Source organism: Neobacillus cucumis, assembly GCF_023715505.1.
In genome coordinates, this window is sequence record NZ_JAMBOH010000032.1 from 41,543 (window position 1) to 61,590 (window position 20,048).

25 protein-coding genes, 5 tRNA genes and 2 rRNA genes are annotated in these 20,048 nt (G+C 40.5%); 9 read left to right on the forward strand and 23 right to left on the reverse strand.

Annotated elements, in window-relative coordinates; genetic code table 11:
* Positions 1-2: 2 nt before the first annotated feature.
* Positions 3-1,037 carry a YeiH family protein gene (locus M3226_RS26770; RefSeq protein ID WP_251571895.1) on the reverse strand — a complete coding sequence of 345 codons (1,035 nt, stop codon included), beginning with the start codon at positions 1,035-1,037 and terminating at the stop codon, positions 3-5.
* A gap of 164 nt (positions 1,038-1,201) precedes the next feature.
* Here M3226_RS26770 and M3226_RS26775 point away from each other — a divergent pair, with 164 nt between their 5' ends.
* Positions 1,202-2,092 carry a LysR family transcriptional regulator gene (locus M3226_RS26775; protein WP_251571949.1) on the forward strand — a complete coding sequence of 297 codons (891 nt, stop codon included), beginning with the start codon at positions 1,202-1,204 and terminating at the stop codon, positions 2,090-2,092.
* A gap of 131 nt (positions 2,093-2,223) precedes the next feature.
* Here M3226_RS26775 and M3226_RS26780 read toward each other — a convergent pair whose 3' ends face one another.
* A complete protein-coding gene (locus tag M3226_RS26780) occupies positions 2,224-2,490 on the reverse strand; it encodes a DUF302 domain-containing protein (protein WP_251571897.1) in 267 nt (88 codons plus the stop codon).
* A 123-nt stretch (positions 2,491-2,613) separates the two neighbouring features.
* Between M3226_RS26780 and M3226_RS26785 the strand changes: the two genes are divergently transcribed.
* The gene (locus tag M3226_RS26785) at positions 2,614-2,781 is read left to right on the forward strand and encodes a cytochrome P450 (RefSeq protein ID WP_251571899.1); all 168 of its coding nucleotides are present in this window, start codon (positions 2,614-2,616) and stop codon (positions 2,779-2,781) included.
* 19 nt (positions 2,782-2,800) lie between these two features.
* Positions 2,801-3,103, forward strand: coding sequence for a cytochrome P450 (locus M3226_RS26790; RefSeq protein ID WP_251571901.1), 303 nt, complete (start codon positions 2,801-2,803; stop codon positions 3,101-3,103).
* A 265-nt stretch (positions 3,104-3,368) separates the two neighbouring features.
* Here the strand turns inward: M3226_RS26790 and M3226_RS26795 are convergent, their stop codons facing one another.
* The 11 genes from M3226_RS26795 to M3226_RS26845 form a co-directional block, all read right to left on the reverse strand.
* The gene (locus M3226_RS26795) at positions 3,369-3,518 is read right to left on the reverse strand and encodes a hypothetical protein (protein WP_251571903.1); all 150 of its coding nucleotides are present in this window, start codon (positions 3,516-3,518) and stop codon (positions 3,369-3,371) included.
* A gap of 4 nt (positions 3,519-3,522) precedes the next feature.
* Entirely contained in the window at positions 3,523-4,338 is an 816-nt protein-coding gene (locus M3226_RS26800) for an urease accessory protein UreD (protein WP_251571905.1), read from the reverse strand.
* Positions 4,335-4,949, reverse strand: coding sequence for an urease accessory protein UreG (gene ureG, locus M3226_RS26805; RefSeq protein WP_251571907.1), 615 nt, complete (start codon positions 4,947-4,949; stop codon positions 4,335-4,337). Before ureG ends, M3226_RS26800 begins: the two co-directional genes overlap by 4 nt.
* A 27-nt stretch (positions 4,950-4,976) precedes the next feature.
* A complete protein-coding gene (locus M3226_RS26810) occupies positions 4,977-5,663 on the reverse strand; it encodes an urease accessory protein UreF (protein WP_251571909.1) in 687 nt (228 codons plus the stop codon).
* Positions 5,656-6,102: an urease accessory protein UreE gene (ureE, locus tag M3226_RS26815; RefSeq protein ID WP_251571911.1), complete on the reverse strand. Its 447-nt coding sequence runs from the start codon at positions 6,100-6,102 to the stop codon at positions 5,656-5,658. The genes M3226_RS26810 and ureE overlap by 8 nt, the downstream gene beginning before the upstream one ends.
* 168 nt (positions 6,103-6,270) lie before the next feature.
* Complete coding sequence (ureC, locus tag M3226_RS26820; protein WP_251571913.1) at positions 6,271-7,980, reverse strand: urease subunit alpha; 1,710 nt, start codon at positions 7,978-7,980, stop codon at positions 6,271-6,273.
* Positions 7,981-8,301 (reverse strand): urease subunit beta, encoded by a 321-nt coding sequence (locus tag M3226_RS26825; RefSeq protein WP_251571916.1) that lies wholly within the window; start codon positions 8,299-8,301, stop codon positions 7,981-7,983. It abuts the gene before it with no gap.
* Between the two features lie 44 nt (positions 8,302-8,345).
* Entirely contained in the window at positions 8,346-8,648 is a 303-nt protein-coding gene (locus M3226_RS26830) for an urease subunit gamma (protein WP_251571951.1), read from the reverse strand.
* Positions 8,649-8,690: 42 nt separating this feature from the next.
* The gene (locus M3226_RS26835; protein ID WP_251571919.1) at positions 8,691-8,855 is read right to left on the reverse strand and encodes a hypothetical protein; all 165 of its coding nucleotides are present in this window, start codon (positions 8,853-8,855) and stop codon (positions 8,691-8,693) included.
* Positions 8,856-8,869: 14 nt separating this feature from the next.
* Positions 8,870-9,100, reverse strand: a complete 231-nt coding sequence (locus M3226_RS26840) for a hypothetical protein (RefSeq protein WP_251571921.1) — start codon at positions 9,098-9,100, stop codon at positions 8,870-8,872.
* Positions 9,097-10,644 (reverse strand): sodium:solute symporter family protein, encoded by a 1,548-nt coding sequence (locus M3226_RS26845; protein ID WP_251571923.1) that lies wholly within the window; start codon positions 10,642-10,644, stop codon positions 9,097-9,099. Before M3226_RS26845 ends, M3226_RS26840 begins: the two co-directional genes overlap by 4 nt.
* Positions 10,645-10,944: 300 nt before the next feature.
* On the opposite strand from M3226_RS26845, the gene M3226_RS26850 reads away from it, so the two are divergent.
* A complete protein-coding gene (locus M3226_RS26850; protein ID WP_251571925.1) occupies positions 10,945-13,791 on the forward strand; it encodes a transporter substrate-binding protein in 2,847 nt (948 codons plus the stop codon).
* 290 nt (positions 13,792-14,081) lie between these two features.
* On the opposite strand, the gene M3226_RS26855 is transcribed toward M3226_RS26850, so the two are convergent.
* Both M3226_RS26855 and M3226_RS26860 read right to left on the reverse strand, forming a co-directional pair.
* A complete protein-coding gene (locus M3226_RS26855; protein ID WP_251571928.1) occupies positions 14,082-14,660 on the reverse strand; it encodes a recombinase family protein in 579 nt (192 codons plus the stop codon).
* A gap of 57 nt (positions 14,661-14,717) precedes the next feature.
* Positions 14,718-14,870: a hypothetical protein gene (locus M3226_RS26860; protein ID WP_251571930.1), complete on the reverse strand. Its 153-nt coding sequence runs from the start codon at positions 14,868-14,870 to the stop codon at positions 14,718-14,720.
* A gap of 250 nt (positions 14,871-15,120) precedes the next feature.
* Between M3226_RS26860 and M3226_RS26865 the strand changes: the two genes are divergently transcribed.
* From M3226_RS26865 to M3226_RS26875, 3 genes are all read left to right on the forward strand, one after another.
* Entirely contained in the window at positions 15,121-15,411 is a 291-nt protein-coding gene (locus tag M3226_RS26865) for a hypothetical protein (RefSeq protein WP_251571932.1), read from the forward strand.
* Between the two features lie 675 nt (positions 15,412-16,086).
* Positions 16,087-16,740 (forward strand): Ltp family lipoprotein, encoded by a 654-nt coding sequence (locus M3226_RS26870; protein ID WP_251571935.1) that lies wholly within the window; start codon positions 16,087-16,089, stop codon positions 16,738-16,740.
* Positions 16,741-16,888: 148 nt separating this feature from the next.
* Positions 16,889-17,077: a hypothetical protein gene (locus tag M3226_RS26875; protein WP_251571937.1), complete on the forward strand. Its 189-nt coding sequence runs from the start codon at positions 16,889-16,891 to the stop codon at positions 17,075-17,077.
* A 149-nt stretch (positions 17,078-17,226) separates the two neighbouring features.
* Here M3226_RS26875 and M3226_RS26880 read toward each other — a convergent pair whose 3' ends face one another.
* Complete coding sequence (locus M3226_RS26880) at positions 17,227-18,048, reverse strand: ATP-dependent DNA ligase (protein ID WP_251571940.1); 822 nt, start codon at positions 18,046-18,048, stop codon at positions 17,227-17,229.
* A gap of 291 nt (positions 18,049-18,339) precedes the next feature.
* Between M3226_RS26880 and M3226_RS26885 the strand changes: the two genes are divergently transcribed.
* Both M3226_RS26885 and M3226_RS26890 read left to right on the forward strand, forming a co-directional pair.
* Positions 18,340-18,750, forward strand: coding sequence for a hypothetical protein (locus M3226_RS26885; protein WP_251571943.1), 411 nt, complete (start codon positions 18,340-18,342; stop codon positions 18,748-18,750).
* Positions 18,747-18,905, forward strand: a complete 159-nt coding sequence (locus M3226_RS26890; RefSeq protein WP_251571946.1) for a hypothetical protein — start codon at positions 18,747-18,749, stop codon at positions 18,903-18,905. Before M3226_RS26885 ends, M3226_RS26890 begins: the two co-directional genes overlap by 4 nt.
* Before the next feature lie 286 nt (positions 18,906-19,191).
* On the opposite strand, the gene M3226_RS26895 is transcribed toward M3226_RS26890, so the two are convergent.
* The 7 genes from M3226_RS26895 to M3226_RS26925 form a co-directional block, all read right to left on the reverse strand.
* Positions 19,192-19,264, reverse strand: a tRNA-Ala gene (locus M3226_RS26895).
* 24 nt (positions 19,265-19,288) lie between these two features.
* Positions 19,289-19,365 (reverse strand) — tRNA-Pro (locus tag M3226_RS26900).
* Positions 19,366-19,404: 39 nt separating this feature from the next.
* Positions 19,405-19,477: transfer RNA gene (locus tag M3226_RS26905), tRNA-Lys, on the reverse strand.
* 20 nt (positions 19,478-19,497) lie between these two features.
* Positions 19,498-19,573: transfer RNA gene (locus tag M3226_RS26910), tRNA-Val, on the reverse strand.
* A 38-nt stretch (positions 19,574-19,611) separates the two neighbouring features.
* Positions 19,612-19,683, reverse strand: a tRNA-Glu gene (locus M3226_RS26915).
* 43 nt (positions 19,684-19,726) lie between these two features.
* A 5S ribosomal RNA gene (rrf, locus tag M3226_RS26920) occupies positions 19,727-19,842 on the reverse strand.
* Positions 19,843-19,922: 80 nt separating this feature from the next.
* Positions 19,923-20,048: ribosomal RNA gene (locus tag M3226_RS26925) — 23S ribosomal RNA — on the reverse strand; the annotation flags it as partial.

Here is a 20,048-nt window from a genome sequence, read left to right on the forward strand (position 1 = left end):
TTCTAATCTAAATGAAAGGCACAAACTAAAAGGTATCCTAAAATGGATAATAATATAGAACCTATAAAACCTGCCCCAAATGATTTGAGTCCAAACCTTCTAAATGTCTTGACATCTACATTTAGGCCCAGTCCTGCCATAGCCATAGCTATTAACATATAGGCGATAACAACAAGATTATTTGTGAACGTTGTTGGCAATATCCCTATTGAATTGAGGGCACTCATTGCCAAGAAACCAAGAAGAAACCATGGGATAGGAATGGATTTCCATGATGTCTGATTCTTTTTTCCACTTTGAGAACGATTAGCTCGATTTGTCCAAAATCCAATTATAATAGCTACTGGAACCAGTAAGGCAACTCTTGTTAATTTTACAATCACTGCTATGTCAACAGCGTCTTTCCCACCAGGAGAAGCTGCTGCGATTACGTGTGCAATCTCATGTAAGGTAGCACCTGAAAACATTCCATATCCGTTTGCAGATAATCCTAATATAGGATAAAGCATTGTATATGCTAATGTAAAAATCGTGCCCAAAATAGCTACCGTTGCTGCACCGATTGCGGTTTCATCATCATTCGCTTTAATTTGTGGGGCAATTGCAACAACAGCTGCTGCACCACAAATGGCAGTTCCACATGCTGTTAATATGCCCAGTCTTTTTTCCACTTTAAACAATCGAGTTAATCCGTAAACGACGAATAAGGTGAAAACAATATTTATCACTGCAATAGCAAATACTTTAGGTCCTGCATGGAGTATATCAACTAAATTCAGTCTCATACCTAGTAGTATAATCCCTATACGAAGGAGTTTCTTACTTAAAAAATTCGTTCCAGCAATTAAATATTCAGGCAAACCCATTAAGGCTCTCCATCCAATACCAAGCAGTATAGCCATAACTAGTTGACCCATAATATTTAAAAACGGGAATTGTTCCAAATATTTCGCTAGGATAGCAATAAAAAGAGTCAGCCCAAGACCTAGAATAAAAGATCGCTTATTTTGACTTTCTTTCACGAGTGTTTGTTCCAATTTTATCACTCCGATCAATTCTCTTATGCGAGATGTTTTAATAAATCAACTATACGTCAGACTTAACAATAAGTTAAATATATATTAACTATCTTAAGCATTATAAAAACTTATGATAAAATGATGTTAACTAAGTTTTGAAATGATTGGAGGAAATCAAATCAGTGATTGTAGATACAATGAAGGTTTTCGTAACAGTTATTGAACAAAAAAACTTTACTCGTGCAGCAGAACTTTTAAATATTTCTCAACCCAATGTAAGCTTACATATACGAAATTTAGAAAATGAATTGGGGACCAAGCTCATTCATCGTTCGCCTAAACTGGTACAAATTACGGAAGCTGGGGAAATACTATATAAGCATGCTAAACAGATACTATTACACTTTGAAGAAGCAAAACATGAAATTAATGATTTGTTTCATGTTGTATCAGGAAAATTAAGAGTGGGAGCAAGCTTTACCATAGGTGAATACATCCTACCTAAAGTATTAGCTGACTACGCTGGCCAATTTCCTCTAGTTGATGTTCAGATCATTATCTCTAACACTGAAGAAGTTATTGAAGGAGTTAGAACAAATCAGCTTGATATTGGATTAATCGAGGGTGAAACAAATGTTCACGATATTCATATAGAGCCTTTTATGGAAGATGAAATGAGTGTGGTTGTACCTACGAACCATCCATTATCTCAAATGAGGCTGATTGAAAAGGACATGTTGCAGAATCAAATCTGGATTACTAGAGAAGTGGGTTCTGGAACAAGGACCTATATGGATAAATTTATTTCAGAATTGGGCTTAATAATTAAACGCTCCTTTGTTTTTAGCAGTAATCAAGGGGTAAAAGAAGCTGTCAAAGCAGGACTAGGAATTGCACTGTTATCCCGATGGGCAGTTGATAGAGAAATTGAGACTAATGAGATACGAGCTCTCACTTTAAAAAACAAAAAAATCACAAGACCTTTTTCGTTTGTTCAAAGTAAAAACACTGATGATTCCAAAGCAATAAAAATGTTTCTTCAGAAAATCCAGGAATTTCGTATGAATAACTAAACAAACACTTTATAGATCAAAATTCACATAAAAAGGCAGTCCTTAAATTTTGTGTAATTTAGGACTGCTTTTTTAGCACGTATATGTTTAGTTTGAAATTGATAAACTCAAAAGAATTATGCGGCTTACAATTACTGACTTTTGTTCAAAACATTTATTAATGTAGACTCAATATTTTCTGCGATCTCTTTTAATTGTGGGTCATCAATCATACCCACCATCATTGTTGGTTTAGGTAATCCAATTCTCGTTATTCCATTGCTTTCATAAACTGTTATTTTACAAGGTAAAAAATAACCAACTAGTTCATTTATTCCGAGTACCTTAGCTGCTTCAACTGGATTACATACTTCTAAAATTCGATAAGGATTGTTGTAACTTTCTACACCCTTTTTCATGCAACTTTGCAGAAAGATCTAACTGCCATAAAACAATTGTGGCAGACCGGAGGATTGAGCCCAGAAACGATATTATATCCACTTTGCTTACTGCTGAAGTCGACGGAGAGAAGTTATCAATAGATGAGTTGCTATTTTTGCTTTCTTCTTCTTGTGGCAGGTAATGAAACCACCACCAATCTTATTACTAATACAATGCATACTCTGTTTGAGCATCCTGACATCCTAAACCAATTATATAAAGACAATACCCTTATACCTGCCGCCATTGAAGAATCGCTTCGTCACTGAGGATATCAATTTTAAAGGGATGAATCTGAAAAAAGGGCAAGAGGTGATGGCCTGGATCGGCTCTGCTAATAGGGACGAAAACGTATTTGACAAACCAGATGAGTTTGACATTCATCGCTCTTCAAATCATTATTTATCTTTTGGAGCCGGAGTTCACTTTTGCCTGGGTTCACAGCTAGCAAAATTAGAAGCGAAAATATGCATGACAGAAATGCTAAATGCTCTGCCGAATATGAGATTAAATACTACCAAACAGATTAGAATGATCCCTAGTACGTTAGTGTACGGATATAAAGAGCTTCCCGTCATTGTAGGATCGTAAGTAAAAAGTGAACGAGAAAAAACAACCCAACCTTAAACAGCAGTTTTAGGTGGCGCAATACCTAAAAGTTTAATGATCTACTAAACATAATAAAAATAATATTCAAGATATTAAATGAAAAAGGAGGAAAAAGCTTCATTGAAATCCAAACAGGCATTTGACCTTGTTTTGTCAAAATTCCTTTAATCGGTGACTTTACAAACCCCGGGGACGGTCCTAGTAGCTATTTTTAATTATAACTACCAAAACCGTCCCTTTGGCTCTATTATTCAATCGCCTTTTTTCCCGTTATTACTTTGTCATGGAACGTTGAGTACATTTCTTCATCTCTAACAGTTATTAGTTTCTTTATTTCGGTTGGTGTAAAAGAATCCAGTGTATCTTCTGGTGCTTTAACTGAAAAGATGCATTCCACAACCTTAGTATTTCCTCCATCTAACAACATCCTTCGCCAACAGCTGATGTCTGGCCCATGCATGTGCATGAGTAATCATTTTCTCAATCATCCCTGTAGTCCGGGCCAGCACCCTCAAAATCACTCCGCCCTCCGGCAAAGAGGACAATCCGAAACGAACGTCTTCCTGAATATCCTCCATGACTTCATATAAACCATCCAAAAAACCTTTATCCGCTTGATCATGAAGGATGAGGAAGGTCCCAACATGGGTATACCCCTCCATTTGCATAATCCCGCGCAACTGATTATCCGGCTCAAGCAGCAAATGATCAAATAAAACGAGCTTGTCATTTTTATAGACTTTTAATTTCGAACGGATCCAGTCATAGCGAAACAAGCTCCCATCCTTTGCCCATCCGGGTGTGATCATATCGCTATAAAAAAAACAAGCTTCCTCCTCCATCCGAACATTGGTTTCTTGAATAAAACGTGAACCCTCATAAGCGATTAATGAATCCGGCAAATATTCAAGCACACTTCCCTTGCCCACTTTCAAATTTGTTCGCTGAACAACAGGTTTTTTTGGCGTTCTATATACTTTTGTAGCGGATTGCGTCGTGACTGCTAATTCCGCTCCCGCCTCAACAGAAAGGTCAGTCAAATAGGTATCGCCGTCGACATAGCCGCCCCCAACATGTATCAGATAAACGGATGGCACATCCTCCTCCAGGTAAACCGGGCGGGTTAATTTCAATGCCCCTTCATAATAACAGCTGGATACAATACTTTTGGACTGCCTTCTGACCGCAGAAAGCTCCAAAACACCGGTATAGCTCATGACTCCAATCCCATTAATAGAGCTTGTTTTTTAATCCAAGCGATCACTTGATCAAGGCCTGTTCCATCTTTTAAATTTGTAAAAATATAAGGCTTGTCCCCTCTCGCGGCGATTGTGTCCCGCTCCATGATTTCCAAACTTGCTCCAACGTAAGGCGCCAAATCAATTTTGTTGATGATGAATAAGTCTGACTTGATCATCCCTTGTCCACCTTTGCGCGGAATTTTTTCCCCTTGGGCCACATCAATAATATAAATGGAGAAATCAACAAGCTCCGGACTGAACGTTGCCGCTAAATTATCGCCGCCACTTTCGACGAAGATCAATTCAACATCAGGGTGCCTTTCTTTCAACTCATCGATGGCCGCAAAATTCATCGAGGCATCCTCACGAATCGCCGTATGCGGACAACCGCCAGTTTCTACCCCGATTACCCGATCCTGCGGCAGCACTCCGTTTCTCATGAGAAATAACGCATCTTCTTTTGTATAGATGTCATTCGTGACAACGCCCATGCTCAGTTCTTCGTGCATCGCCCGCGTTAATTTTTCCACAAGCATCGTTTTTCCTGCGCCAACGGGTCCTCCAATTCCAATACGTACTGGTTCCATTTCTACATCCCTCTTTTTCTAAAAAATTTAAGACATAAACAAGCGCACATGTAATCGTTCATGACGCATTTGGGCAATTTCCAATCCAGGGCTGACCGCCCCAAGATCATCCTTGGACAACAACATAATCTTCTGAACGGCTTTCTTTAAAAGCGGCTGGATGTTGACCAACAGCATTTGACCATCGGTCTGGCCGAGGGGAATGCCGCGGACAGCGTTTTGAATCAGAGAGGAAACAGCTCCATATAAATACGCGCCAATGGCTGTTTCTTTTCCCACTTGCAAGTGGCAGGCAACGATCGAAAACACCAAGGCAGAATGTCCATAGGCCTGCTTTTCTTTGATTTTATCGACATAATCGTCGAGAATCGGTGATGGATAAAGGCCAGCACATAACTTTGCCATTCGTTCCCCCATTCGTCGATTGCCGATCCTCGTTTCTGCAGCAAGGCTCGCAGCAAATAATAATTGATCCAGCTCGAAAAGATCCGCCATCCTGTTTTGCCCGACCGCTTCAAAAGCAAGCCGGCACGCCAGTCCCTCGACAAAAACAAGCTGTTTTTCAATATATACAGTAATCGCTTCAGAAAAGCTTTTCGTATCGGTAATGACTTGTTCCTGAATGTAGGTTTCCAATCCGAACGAATGCGAAAAGCCTCCGGAAGGAAAATTGGAATCACACAACTGAAGCAGCGGAAACAATTCGCTAATCATGACGGTGTCCAATATGACGAAACGCTTGCTTTACCTTTCGATTTTCCCGCTTAAAAGGAATTTCTAATTGCTGGAGAAGCTCTTCGACCAAATAATCATACTGAACAAGCATTTCATTTCCTTCAAATTGGGCCGGAAGATGACGGTTCCCCAGTTGGTGGGCAATTTCCCCCATTTGCCGGATCGACGTTGGCTGGATCACTAACAAGTCATCATCTTTAACGGAGATGACGATCATATTTCGTTCATCTATATGCAAAACATCACCGTCGATTAAGTCACGATTGTCTTTTAAGCGAATCCCAATCTCCTTGCCATGGTCGGTGATAACACGCTGAATCCGTTTAACCAAGTCATCGCTGTTCATGTACACCCGTTCTGTATGCGGTGCTTTTTTTTCTATTGTCGCAACATTTCCAATTACTTTTTCAATAATCATTTTTTTCTCTCCTTAAAAAAGAAATAGAGTAGGGCACTACAGGAATGAATTTCGCCAAACTTGGTGAATATTTCGCGAAAAAAGAATTTATTTCGCCAAACAAAAAATAGAATGCTTCAACCAAGTAAGGATCGTTGTACCTCCCTCGGTTTCGGCAACTCAAATACCTTAAAACAAGAAATAGCGCTGTGCCATTGGAACTGCTTCCGCCGGCTCACAGGTTATTAATTCACCATTTACTTTCACTTCGTATGTTTGCGGATCCACTTCGATTTCAGGTGTTTCCCCATTAAAAACCATCGATTTTTTCGTTAACTGGCGGATCCCTGACACAGGTTTGACGATTTTCTTTAGCCCAAGTGTTTCATGAACCCCTTTTTTAAAAGCAGCTTGGGAGACAAATGTCATCGACGTTTGATATTTGGCACTTCCGAATGATGCAAACATCGGACGATAGATAACCGGCTGCGGCGTTGGAATGCTGGCATTTGGATCTCCCATCAGACTGTGTGCAATCATGCCGCCTTTTAAAATCAACTCTGGTTTCACACCAAAAAACGCTGGATCCCAGACAACCAAATCCGCAAGCTTTCCTGTTTCAATCGAACCGACATAATCGGCAATCCCATGTGTCAAAGCAGGGTTGATCGTATATTTGGCAATATACCTTTTGACCCGGAAGTTATCGCCAACGCCTTGATCCTCCACCAGTTTTCCGCGCTGTTTTTTCATCTTATCCGCCGTTTGCCACGTACGCGTAATCACTTCTCCCACCCGTCCCATCGCCTGCGAATCAGAGGAAATCATACTGAATACACCGATATCGTGTAGGATATCTTCTGCGGCAATCGTTTCTTTGCGAATCCGCGAATCAGCAAAAGCAATGTCCTCCGGAACGTCCGGATCAAGATGATGGCAAACCATCAGCATATCTAAATGCTCTTCTAGGGTATTGACCGTATAAGGCCTTGTTGGGTTGGTCGATGACGGCAAAATATTAGGGAAGCTGGCAGCCTTAATAATATCCGGTGCATGCCCTCCCCCTGCGCCTTCCGTATGATACGTATGGATCACCCGTCCATCAATGGCCGCCAATGTATCCTCAACAAATCCACCTTCGTTAAGGGTATCGGTATGAATGGCGACTTGCACATCATATTGGTCAGCCGTTTTTAGACTCGTATCAATGGCTGCGGCCGTTGTTCCCCAGTCTTCATGAAGCTTTAAGCCGATTGCTCCCGCTTCAATTTGTTCCTTTAATGGAGCTTCATCCGAAGCATTTCCTTTTCCCAAAAAACCGAGATTCATTGGGAATTCTTCTGCTGCCTGGAGCATCCGGTGGATATTCCACGGTCCCGGGGTACAGGTGGTTGCGTTCGTGCCTGTAGCCGGCCCTGTCCCCCCGCCAATCATCGTGGTCACGCCAGAGGAAAGCGCCGTTTCAATTTGCTGCGGACAAATAAAGTGGATATGGGCATCAATGCCCCCGGCAGTCACGATTTTTCCTTCTGCGGCAATCACCTCGGTTGACGCACCAATGACGATATCTACCTTGTCCATCAGCAGAGGATTCCCAGCCTTGCCAATCGCCGCAATCTTCCCATCTTTCACACCGATGTCTGCTTTATAAATCCCGGTATAATCAACAATTATCGCATTGGTTAACACAAGGTCCACACTTTCCGCCCTTGTCACAAGCGGGTGTTGCCCCATTCCATCACGAATCACCTTGCCTCCGCCAAACTTCACTTCATCCCCGTAGGTGGTGTAATCTTTTTCAATTTCAATAAACAGATCAGTATCTGCTAAACGGACAGCATCTCCAACCGTTGGACCAAACATATCGGCATATTGTTTTCGTGGCATGTGAAAGCTCACTTACTCCTCCTCCTTTTTGACGGATCCGTTTGTTAATTGATTTAAACCGTACACCTTCTGTTCCCCCGAAAAAGGAACGATCTCTACTTCCTTTTCATCGCCAGGCTCAAATCTTACGGCCGTTCCCGCCGGAATATTCAAATGCCTGCCAAATGCCCGGCCACGGTCAAATTGCAATGCTGTATTGACTTCAAAAAAATGAAAATGCGAACCGATTTGGATCGGGCGGTCGCCCCGGTTTAACACACGAATGACTAGCGGCTGCTTATTTTCGTTACACAAAATTGGTTCTTTTTTTAATCGATACTCCCCAGGAATCATTGCCTTCCCTCCTAAATGTTTTGGTTTGGGTTTGTAAAATCGGGTTATCGAATCGGGTTATGTACAGTGACCAGTTTTGTACCGTCCGGGAATGTCGCCTCGACCTGAATGTCCGGAATCATTTCCGGTACGCCTTCCATCACATCTTCTCTTGTCAGAATGGTGGTGCCGTATTGCATAAGCTGTGCCACCGTTTTCCCATCCCGCGCCCCTTCGAGAACTTCATAGGTAATAATGGCGATGGATTCAGGATAGTTAAGTTTTAAGCCTCTTTTTTGCCGGCGGCGCGCCAGGTCAGCAGCCACCACAACCATAAGCTTTTCCATTTCACGTGAGGTCAGTTTCAACTTTTTCATCCTTCCTTTTTTCCTGTAACCGGAGGTTTTCTTTTATAACGTAGAAAAAATACATATTGGGGTCGGGATTCTATACGATTGGGCCAATTCTACATTTATTCCACGGAATTCTACACGTTTGCTGGCCGATTCTACATTTGCTCCTCGTGATTCAACATGAATACCAAAGCAGCCAAGACCTGCTGCTTTGGTGACCAATCTTTCTTTTCCCTTTATCGCTTGTATTCCTTATAAAGCTCAATAAATGGCCGAATGGTGATAAAAAGCGCGGCAAACACCAGCCAGCCAAATGCTAGATAAACCCAGCCCGTGAAAAAGGAAAGACTATAGATATACCCTGTCGAAAACATAATTCCTGGCCAAAAGACGACAAGTACTAAACTTAACCCCAATGCCCAACGTGTGTACAGCTTCGTCTGTTTTTTTAACTCCAAATCGTTCATCCTAAATTCTCCTTTCTAGCCGTGCTATGACTTTCATCAAAACTCTTAAACTTGTCTTTTAACGACTCAAAATGAAATTCCTCAGAAGAGATGAGTGCATGCCCAATGGAAATCACTCCACTAATTACAAATACTGCCAGATTACCAAAAAGCATCGGGTAGAGTCCGCCCAGCGATTCTACATTCACATGCCCTGCTGTAACATAAGCAGAAATAAGCCAAACTGTTACGCCGCCAATCATCCCCAACAATGCTCCGTAAAAGGCTCCTGCATTTGTGGCCCGTTTCCAAACGAGTCCAAGTGTGACCGGTATAACGGCTGCACTAACAAAAATCCCCATCGCCATATAAACAAAGCCTAGACTGATTCCTAAATAGAATAGTAGGATCGAAAAGATTCCCATCGATAATCCGAACCCTAATGTAACCAAACGGGAAACACGCAATAGTTTCTTACTGCTAGCATGTGGATTGATCGAATGACGATAAATATCCGTAACGATAATATTCGTAACAGCTGTCAGTTCCGCGGACCCCGCAGACGTAACTGCCATAAACAGCATGGTCAAAAACAGAATTGATCCAACCGACCCAAGGATGTGTGAGGCCATAATCGGTGCAACAGAATCAGGAGAAGAAACTGAAATTCCAAGGCCGGCCGCACTAACACCCAAAATCGTAGCTACCGCAAATGGGATCGAAAACCAGGAGATTCCTCCATATATGTACGCTTTCGAAGCGGCTTTATCCGTACTGGCAATAGCCCGCTGCCAATAGGCTTGATCGACAAAAACAGTTCCGAAATTCCCAACAATATTAATAATCCCAAACAAAAGCCCTGGAATAGATGCCATCGTCAGCATTTGCTTGGATTCCGGCAAGGCACGCAACCCCTCATAAATATTGGAGATGCCAAATTTATAATAGACCGCAACCCCAAAGATCAATAGAACAACAAATAAGATTACCGTGTGCAAATAATCAGCAATAAATGAAGCTTTTAGTCCACCAATCATCGTATAAATTGTGAATGTAACGGGGATTAAAAAGGCTGCTACATATAAATTCATTCCTGTTAACTGATTTAACGTGATTGCGCCGCCGAGAATGATCATCGAGGTGACGATAATATTCGTCATCAGCGCAAATACGAGCATTAAGCGGTGATTTTTTTTATCAAAACGCTGTGAAATAAACTCTAAAAACGTATGAGCGTTTGGTGCTTTTCTTTTTAAATGAACAGCAAGGATCGCAAATAATAAGATTTGGATGGTAGCACCAGCCGCATACCAAAATGGCCCGCTGATTCCATATTGATAACCGGTCGAGGATGACATCATGATCGTGGCAGCCCATGTCCAAGCCGCTACGATCGAAGCGCTGGCTAAACCAACCCCTACACTTCTTCCGGCAGTGTTAAATTGTTCCGCCGTCATTTCTTTTCCTTTGCGTTTGGAATCCATGCGGTGAATAACCGCCGTAACTCCCGTAAACAAAACTCCAAAAATAAGTAAAATAAGATACCCTACACTAGGTGTTAACATGCTACCCCTCCAATTTTTAATATTACAATTTTGTTACAAACATTTCTAAGATGTTTCATTAACACAGTGTTATTGTCAGAAAATTCTAGAACAGTTTTAAATATAGACACAATTTCTCTTTCTTTCTACAACCACGTTAGATTTTCTGACACGTTTTTTGCATAATTTCTTCCAAATCAATTGCATTTTTTCCTGAACTTTCTTTATAATCAAAAAATAAGTGGTCATATTGTTCACTTTATGTGCAAGGGTGTTCAATTTGTAAAATGAACAATATGTAACATGAAAGGGAGTGGTTGGATGGATAAAAGCATTAGGGTGGGGATTCTATTTTCTTTATCCGGGACAATGGAAATCTCTGAAAGAGGACAATATCAGGCCGCCCTCCTGGCCATTGAAGAGGTAAATCGAAACGGCGGGGTAAACGGGAGGAAAATCAGACCCTTTGTTGCGGATACAGCTTCCAATCCTTATATCGCAGCAAGAGAAGCGGAACGATTGATCGTCGAACATAAAGTAACCGCGATCATCGGCTTATACACTTCCGCTTCTCGGAAGGAAGTCATTCCGATTATAGAAAAATATCATTCTGTTCTTTTTTATCCAAATGGATATGAAGGCGAAGAACAACATCCCAATATCATCTATTGCGGGCCGCTGCCAACACAAAATCTGATTCACTTTATTCCATGGATGACGGACCACATCGGCAAGAACTTCTACCTAATTGGATCTGATTATATTTATCCCCACGAAACCAACGCCCATATCCGCTCACTGGTACAGGTTTATCGGGGAAAGATTTTAGGCGAGGACTACACCCCGCTGGGTAAGCAGAAATTTGAAGAAAATGTAAAAAATATTCAGGAGCTTGTTCCGGACATTGTTTTTTCAACTCTCGTTGGCAGCAGTGCTGTGGCTTTTTATAAGCAATATTATGAAGCCGGGATCAAAAAACCGATTGCGAGTTTAATTACTGCAGAAACGGAAGTAGCTGCGCTTGATCCTAAGTACACCGTTGGCCACTATGCCTGCTTTCCCTACTTTGATTCAATTGAAACATCGGAAAACCGGTTATTTTTAAAATGTTTCAAAGATTTATATGATACCGATATTGTAAGTTCTGTTATGGAAAACGCCTATAACAGCGTTTATCTATTGGTCGAGGCATTAAGAAAATGTGAGAATATCGATACGGCATCGATTTTAAAGAATGTAAGAGGTGTTCAGTTTCGTGCCCCTCAAGGCCAAATCATGGTGGATAAAGACAACCAGCATCTCTGGCTGAATTCGAGAATCGGACAAGTAAACAAGGATGGAAAATTTGATATTTTGTGGAAATCGGATCGCCCCATTCAGCCGATTCCGTTTGCCAAATACATTTTTTTCGATCAAAAAAATAAGGCTAAATCGCTGGATCAGCTCGATGAGCAGTTACAAGTTAAGAGGAAGCACTATCAGCCGCTCATCAACGAATTGAAAAAAGCGACACAGGATGCAACCGATCCTATTGTTTTTTTTGATAACGATGGCCAATTAATTTCTATATTAAACGGTCAATCCCTATTAGAAAAAAATTCATTATTATTTCCTATCGGAACATCCGCCTGGCAAATGCCGATGCTGCGAAATTCAGGGATTGTTCATGCTCTAACCACAAACATCCCCACTTTTACTATCAAGGAAGAACATATGGACAAACATTTAAATAAATGGACCACCATTGGGATCCCGGTAAAAAATAAAAACGAGCGTTTAATCGGCTGCTTAGGCATCTTCGTCAGCCGTAAAAATCAAGCTTCGATTCATCTTTTCGTGTCCTTCCTGTCGAAAATCGCTTCCGGTTGTGTTGAATTACTCGAAAGATCGGATCAGTATCTTTCCACTTATGAATGGTTAAATTATTTTTCAAACGTAATCGATGAGCCGTTATGGATCATCCGTAAGAATGACATTGTGTTTGAAAACCATTCCGCCAAGCAGCTGCGGATCGAGCACCGGGATTTTTTGCTCGAGTTTATCAAAAAAACCGTTAGCAACATAACCTTAGACAAAGCCCGGAAAGTGGTGCAGCAAAACAGTTCAAATGAATTTTTTGAAATCAACATCATAAAGAAAGGGAATGACCATTTTGTCAGCGTCAAACCTTCGGTAAATCCCTCGATTTTAAAACGAGCTGACTCAAACCTGATCGGAAAGAGCAAAGGGTTTTTGAAGGGCTTGTTTTTTGCCAATATGGCTGCAAAAACGGATACGAATGTCTTGCTGATTGGAGAAAATGGAACCGGAAAGGAGACATTTGCTAGGGTCATACACAATAAAAGCAACCGCAAGGGACAACCGTTTATCATCTATAACTGCGCTGCTCTTCCTTCCCACCTCATCCAGATGGAATTGTTCGGATATGAGTTCCCCGATGGCGAAAAACCTGGAAATCCGGGAGTGTTGGAATTAGCTGAGGGAGGCACTTTATTTGTAGACGGAATAACTGATCTGCCGCTCGACCTTCAAGCAGCCTTTTTGAAGATCCTCCAGGAAAAAAAGATAACAAGGGCGGGCAGCCATTCAACGGTCCCCATTAACGTCAGGGTAATTGCAGCGACAAATAAGAATATTCATCAAGAAATTGCTTATAAAGGTTCGTTTCGAAGTGATCTCTACTTCCATTTGAATGCCTGCTCCATTGAACTTTTGCCTTTGAGAGACAGAAAAGAGGATATCCCTCCTCTCATCGATTATTTCATCAGCAAGCTGTCAAAAGCTTCAGGAGGAGGCAAGAAAGAAATCAATATGAAGGCACTAAGCTGCCTGTTGGACTATCATTGGCCTGGGAATATAAGGGAACTTCGGGATGTTCTGGAGGGCACCTTTCATGCGTCAGGCACTTTTCCAAAAATCACGGTCGATCATTTACCAAAGTATGTTGTGGATCATAGCAAGGAATTTGTTGAAACTTCCCTCCCCCCTAAAAATAGGAATCGTAATGCCGATGCAAAACTTCTCCGGAAGCCATACGATGAGGCCAAGATCACGGAAGCCTTGATTCAATTCAAAGGAAACATCAGCAAAACCGCCAAGCACCTGCAAATGTCCAGAACCACTTTGTATCGGAAACTCGAGGAAATGAATGCAAAGTACAAATCTTGAAAGAAGAAAACCGGGCAACTGCCCGGTCAATTTTTTTTTGATTAAGACGTTAGGATTGTTTTGACAAATCTTAGGCCTTGACAGGCACTTAAATATCCAACTTCTTTTATAAACTATATAGAAAGAAATTTTCCGTTACGCCAAAGGTTTCTTCGTTAATATCCAGTTCGACTGGTCGGGAAGACAGGATTATGCTGTTTATGTTCATGCTCTGGTCCATTCTTGTCAGCTTGCAACTGTTCTTCCCAAATGCTTTCCCATTCTTTTAAACCATCCCAAAAAATGGTCCATTATAATACCAGCTCCTTTTCTTCCTGTTCCTTCAAAGCACGATACAAGGTAGATCTAGAGACGGAAGTCATTCCCGTGATTTCTTTAACCGTGTATTTGTTCAATTTATAAAGCTCAATGGCGTGTTTAAGACCAGCGTGTTTCTTGTGGTATTTCTTCGGTCTTCCTTCATAAACACCTTTACTTTTAGCAATCTCGATTCCATTCCGCTGTTTCTCTTTTAAAATGGTCCTTTCCATTTCAGCAAAGCCAGCCATGATTGTTAAAAAGAACTTTCCTGTTGGCGTCCTGGTATCTATGTTCATATCAAGAATCACAAGATTAATATTCCTTGCTTCAAAATCCTCAACCAATTCTATTAGCTGTCTGGAGCTTCTTCCTAATCGGTCCATCCGGATTACTACAATCGTGTCTCCAGATTCCAACTTGTCTAATAGCTTGTCTAATTCTGGTCTTTGTTTGGCAACGCCAGAAATTTTTTCGTGTACAATTTCATCGACTCCGAATTTGGAAAGGGCTGCAAACTGAGTGTCCAAATTCTGATCCTTAGAACTGACCCTCGCATATCCGTAAATCATTTTCTTCCCCCCATGTTTCACTTACTCTGCCGTGTTCATGCTGCCTCTCCTTATTTCTTATTTAGAATTATAGTTATCACCATAATAATCAATATTCATATCTGTAACCATACTTTTAAGTTCATGGGCCACACTAGCCACCCATACAATAGCCCCTATGGTGAGCCCTACACACAATAATGTTATAACTCTTTTTTTCTGTTTCTTCATTGCCGTTTCCTTCCTTTTATGTAATCTCTTATACTACAAAATTGTATCCTATCCGCTTAAGTCTTGGAACAACCTTTTTGGGACACTCTAAAATATTAATCTTGCGTCCTCTTGAATTATCAGACAATTCGTTCCACGGGGTAGACTTTTTGGAACAGTAGAAAAAATATTTTACCTCCCTCTTGAAATCCACCATTTTTGATGGAAAAATAATACAGTGCATATTTCAGAAATTTTAGGGGGAAATCACTTGGAAAAAAAAGTTGAATTAGAACAATTGAGTTTTTTTGATGCTGGATTTGACAAACAGGCTTGGGTATCAGGATGTTTGTTTGAACGACTTTATGGTTCAAAGCTACAAAATTTAGATCTCAAAAATGAACTTGAAAAACTTAAAGAGAACTTGATGATATTAAAAGCAAAAAAACTGATTAAGTTTGCATATTGTGAGAGCAAACGTCAAAAAGCCCGGTATCTAGGAATAGGAAAACCGGGCTTTTTGCTAGGGTTTACAACTATGTCATTCGTTAGAGATTGGTAGATCTAGGACCGTAATAAATATAACATTGCTTGTTTACAGTTTAGTTAATGGACAGGGACAATTTGGTAACATTTCCATTACTTTTGAGGAAACACTCAGCTTATATGTAAAATGTTTGTCTAGATTTCTTTTGAGATTTCATTTTTGTTCATCTTCTGAACAAAAGCTCAATTAAATGAAATTGTCTTGCATATTTACTCATATCCCGTTCTTCAATTCCTTCCTCATAGTCTTCATTTGCCTCGCTTCGTTTTGCTCTTTTGATGATACACGGACATAACCGAATATTTCCTCATGTATCAAATCTACCTTTCTACGAAATATTTGTTATTTGTTGTCTTAACAATATATCATTCTATCCCAAAAGGTCGAACGTAATTTTGGAACATCCCAAAAATGTATTTATCACCTTTTAGGACTCCAAGAACGTTGATTTTATAGAGGGCATGTAACCATCCCGAAAGGTGTACCTTTTGAGAAAAATTCTATTGCTATATACAGTTTTATTGTCCCAGCCTTATTTTTTATTTAACATTCATAAATTTGGACATTCCATTATGGGGTAGCGTCAGGAAAATGCGGATTTACAACGCTAAGCTAGACTAAAATAATGATACTATTTTACTAGATTAATATGATACAATGTTATAAAAAGGAAATAACGGGGGTACGAAAGTGGAGAAGAAACAAAAACAGAAAAAGCCGTTCTATAAAAAATGGTGGGTTTGGGTGATTGCGATTATTATTATTGGGTCTGCTGTCAAAGGCAACGATGATGACACAGCGGACGCAAACAAAAAGGAAAGCAAGCCGGCTGTCACCGAACCAGTAAAGGATACGACAGCAGAGGATACAACAGCACAGGATAACGTTCCTGCAGATTATAAGTCTGCTTTGGAAAAAGCTCAATCGTACGCAGAAACAATGAACATGTCCAAAAATGGTATTTATAACCAATTAACTTCAGCAAGTGGTGAAAAGTTTTCCGCAGAAGCTGCTAAGTATGCAATGGATAATCTTGAATTTGACTGGAAGGCAAACGCTCTGATAAAGGCTGAATCCTATTCAGAAACTATGTACATGTCAAAAAAAGGATTATATGAACAACTGACTTCTGCAAGCGGTGAAAAATTCACTGCCGATGAAGCACAGTACGCAATTGACAATATTAAAGCCGATTTTAATAAAAATGCCTTGGAAAAAGCAAAAAGTTATCAAGAAACAATGAGTATGTCACCAGAAGCGATAAGAGACCAACTGACTTCTGAAAGTGGTGAAAAATTCACACAAGAAGAAGCTGATTACGCTATTAAGAATTTAAATAAATAAAATGTAAAACACGCCCTCATCCTATTCTTTGGTTGAGGGGATTTTAAGTTTAATAATTACGGAGTTCCTTCGGGGCTCCGAATTTTTTATTGGTAAAACCAGTATTTCATTACATATTATGGACACACTACCACTTGAGGTGAAATAAATGAGCAGATTTAAAGTTGTGTTTGAGAATTCAATCCAAAGTGGTGGGTTTTCATTGGAGCAGTATTTGATAACATTACATCAAGAAAAAGATATGTTGGATTCATTTGATGGTCATCCAGAATATGAATCAGATATGAAGTTGTTCGAAGAGGAAATTGAGAAGGTTAATCGATTGTTGGAGAGCTGATTGCTCTCTTTTTTATTTATAAAATAAGTATTTTATCATATTAAAGTCTGCATGGTTCAACGGATTTGGGGGAATCGTCTTGATAATGTGCTTAGCGTTGTAAATCCGTATTTTCCGGACGGTATCCCTAAACAGCAAAAAGAGCAGGCTTATGCCCACTCTACAAAACTAGGTATTCTAAGCAAACCAGACTTAGTTAAATTCCGATATTTAACACGGCAACGGATAGGATCTATATAAGCGAAATCATCGCTTTCATTAATGATTGGCGCTCGATATACCTTTGCCTTTTCCTTGGCTGGTACGCCTAACTCCATAATACCAGCATAACGACCATCTTCGAATTGAAGCAGCCAGCCGAAATCTTTCGGCTTTTTTCTGCATCCAATAACCAATATATCGGCGTATTGATAATTGATTACCTTAAGCCAGGAATGCGACCGTTTGCCGATTTCATATCGGGAATCTTTACGCTTTAAGACGATTCCTTCAAGAGATTGAGCCTTAATTGCATCAAAATAAGCTTCGCCATGACCTTCGATAAATTGAGTTCTTGTTAGAATTGAAGAATCAGCCGGAATGACGTCAGCTAGTATTTCCTTGCGATCCAGCAGCGGAAGATTGGTTACGCGCTTGCCTTCATGCTCGATTACATCAAATGCAGCAAAGGTAACCGGCGTTTTATCTCGAGATGACATAAACCTGGACATCATCGCCTCAAAATCAGGCTTTCCAGCGTTGTCGCTAACGATTAACTCTCCATCAAGAACGGTACCAGGATGAATATTTAAAGATGTAAGCTCAGGAAATTTAGAAGTAATTTCATTATTATGGCGGAAATATAGCCGGACTTTGCCAGCTTTATCAACAGAATATATTAAACGAATTCCATCCAATTTCAACTCAGTAATATAATCTGAGGAATCAAAAGGTTGATTCGATTTATGAAGAAGCATTGGTGATATGAACATAGTAAACACCTCGTCTACTATTCTAACAGAAAAACAATTGTAATTTTAATGGAAACCGATAGATAAAACGAAACCATTTACAAATACAAATGGTAGCCTATTTTTGGGAAAATTATTTGATAGAATATGAGATAGGAAGTATAAAAGCTTTCTCTTTTGGTGATAATGATAATAGGCAAAGAAAAACCGCCCCAAAACAATCTGAAGCGGTCGGGAATCAACGCCCTAAACCAAAATCACCCTAATGTTAACATTAACTTTCTAGTAAATCAAAAAGTTAGGGGTATGACCATGGAAAAAGTGAAAACCCGAGAACAATCTGTAGAGTACATGATCAACTGGATTAAACCGCTGCTGGAAAGGGTCAAAGAAATAAAGGATTACTCCCAGGCCATGAATCATATACAGCATATTTATTTTGACTTCATGGATGCCACCTTAAATAGCAAATTCTTTAAAGAGCCATTTTCCCAGGAAGAAATTATCGAGATCAGCAAGCAGGCCATGGACATGTGCTTAAAATTAAAAGAGGAAAAATGGAAAGCCTGGCAGGAACATGAGCATGAGAATTTTAAAAAAATTTCAGCAACTGCCAAGCTAGGAAATATGAAGGGGAAGCAGCGAATCGCGGCAAAGAGATCCGTCACTGGTATTATACCAGGACTGGCGGTGGTCAAAGTTTTACAGAATGGATTAATATGAGACTGGAAGAAGTAGAAAGCCGTATGGAATTCGCATGCCTAAAAGCCGAAGTGAAGGATATGCTGCGGGATCAAGTAATCAGTTTATCCGAAGCGGATAACTGCTATAGAATTCTTCAAAAATTCGCCGTAAAACATGAAATTGAATTTAAATAGGGGTAGAATCAGGAAAATGCGGATTTACAACGCTAAGAAGTTTTAATCCATAAAAAAAGCCGATTCCTTAATTCCACAGGAAATCGGCTTTTTTTATTTACCTTGTTGAACTAAAGCTACAGCATTAAAACAATAAAAGCCTACTCATTAACGAGTGTGCTTATTTTCGTTATCTTTATCCAATTTTACATTTACGTGCCTTAGGGATTCGAACCTCTGACCGTACGCTTAGAAGGCGTCTGCTCTATGCAGCAGAGCTAAACCGCCATCTTTCAATAAAAACGAATGGAGTCTAGGGGGATCGAACCCCTGACCTCCTGCGTGCAAAGCAGGCGCTCTCCCAGCTGAGCTAAGACCCCATGTTATTAATATCAATTCTCAACTGGTCGGGAAGACAGGATTCGAACATGCGACCCCTTGGTACCAAACCAAGTGCTCTGCCAAGCTTAGCTACTTCCCGTTCAATTGAAAGTTATTTTGCTGGCGCAAAATACTATAGTGAGCCATGAAGGACTCGAACCTTCGACCCTCTGATTAAAAGTCAGATGCTCTACCGACTGAGCTAATGGCTCAAAAAGTCAAAAAAAATAAATGGTGGAGGATGACGGGATCGAACCGCCGACCCTCTGCTTGTAAGGCAGATGCTCTCCCAGCTGAGCTAATCCTCCAGTAAATGATAGTTATTTTCGCTATCGCGAGTAATTGATGACCCCTACGGGATTCGAACCCGTGTTACCGCCGTGAAAGGGCGGTGTCTTAACCGCTTGACCAAGGGGCCTAAGTGTAATTTCTGCAAAATAATAGCCCCAAAAGGGGCTTTAGCCTGGCAACGTCCTACTCTCACAGGGACAAGGTCCCAACTACCATCGGCGCTGAGAAGCTTAACTTCCGTGTTCGGTATGGGAACGGGTGTGACCTTCTCGCCATTATTGCCAGACTATTTAATTTGAGAGATCATTCTCTCAAAACTAGATAATATAGAAGAAATTAGGTAAAAACGAGTTCATCTTAAAAAGTTTGGTTAAGTCCTCGATCGATTAGTATCAGTCAGCTCCACATGTCACCATGCTTCCACCTCTGACCTATCAACCTGATCATCTTTCAGGGATCTTACTAGCTTGACGCTATGGGAAATCTCATCTT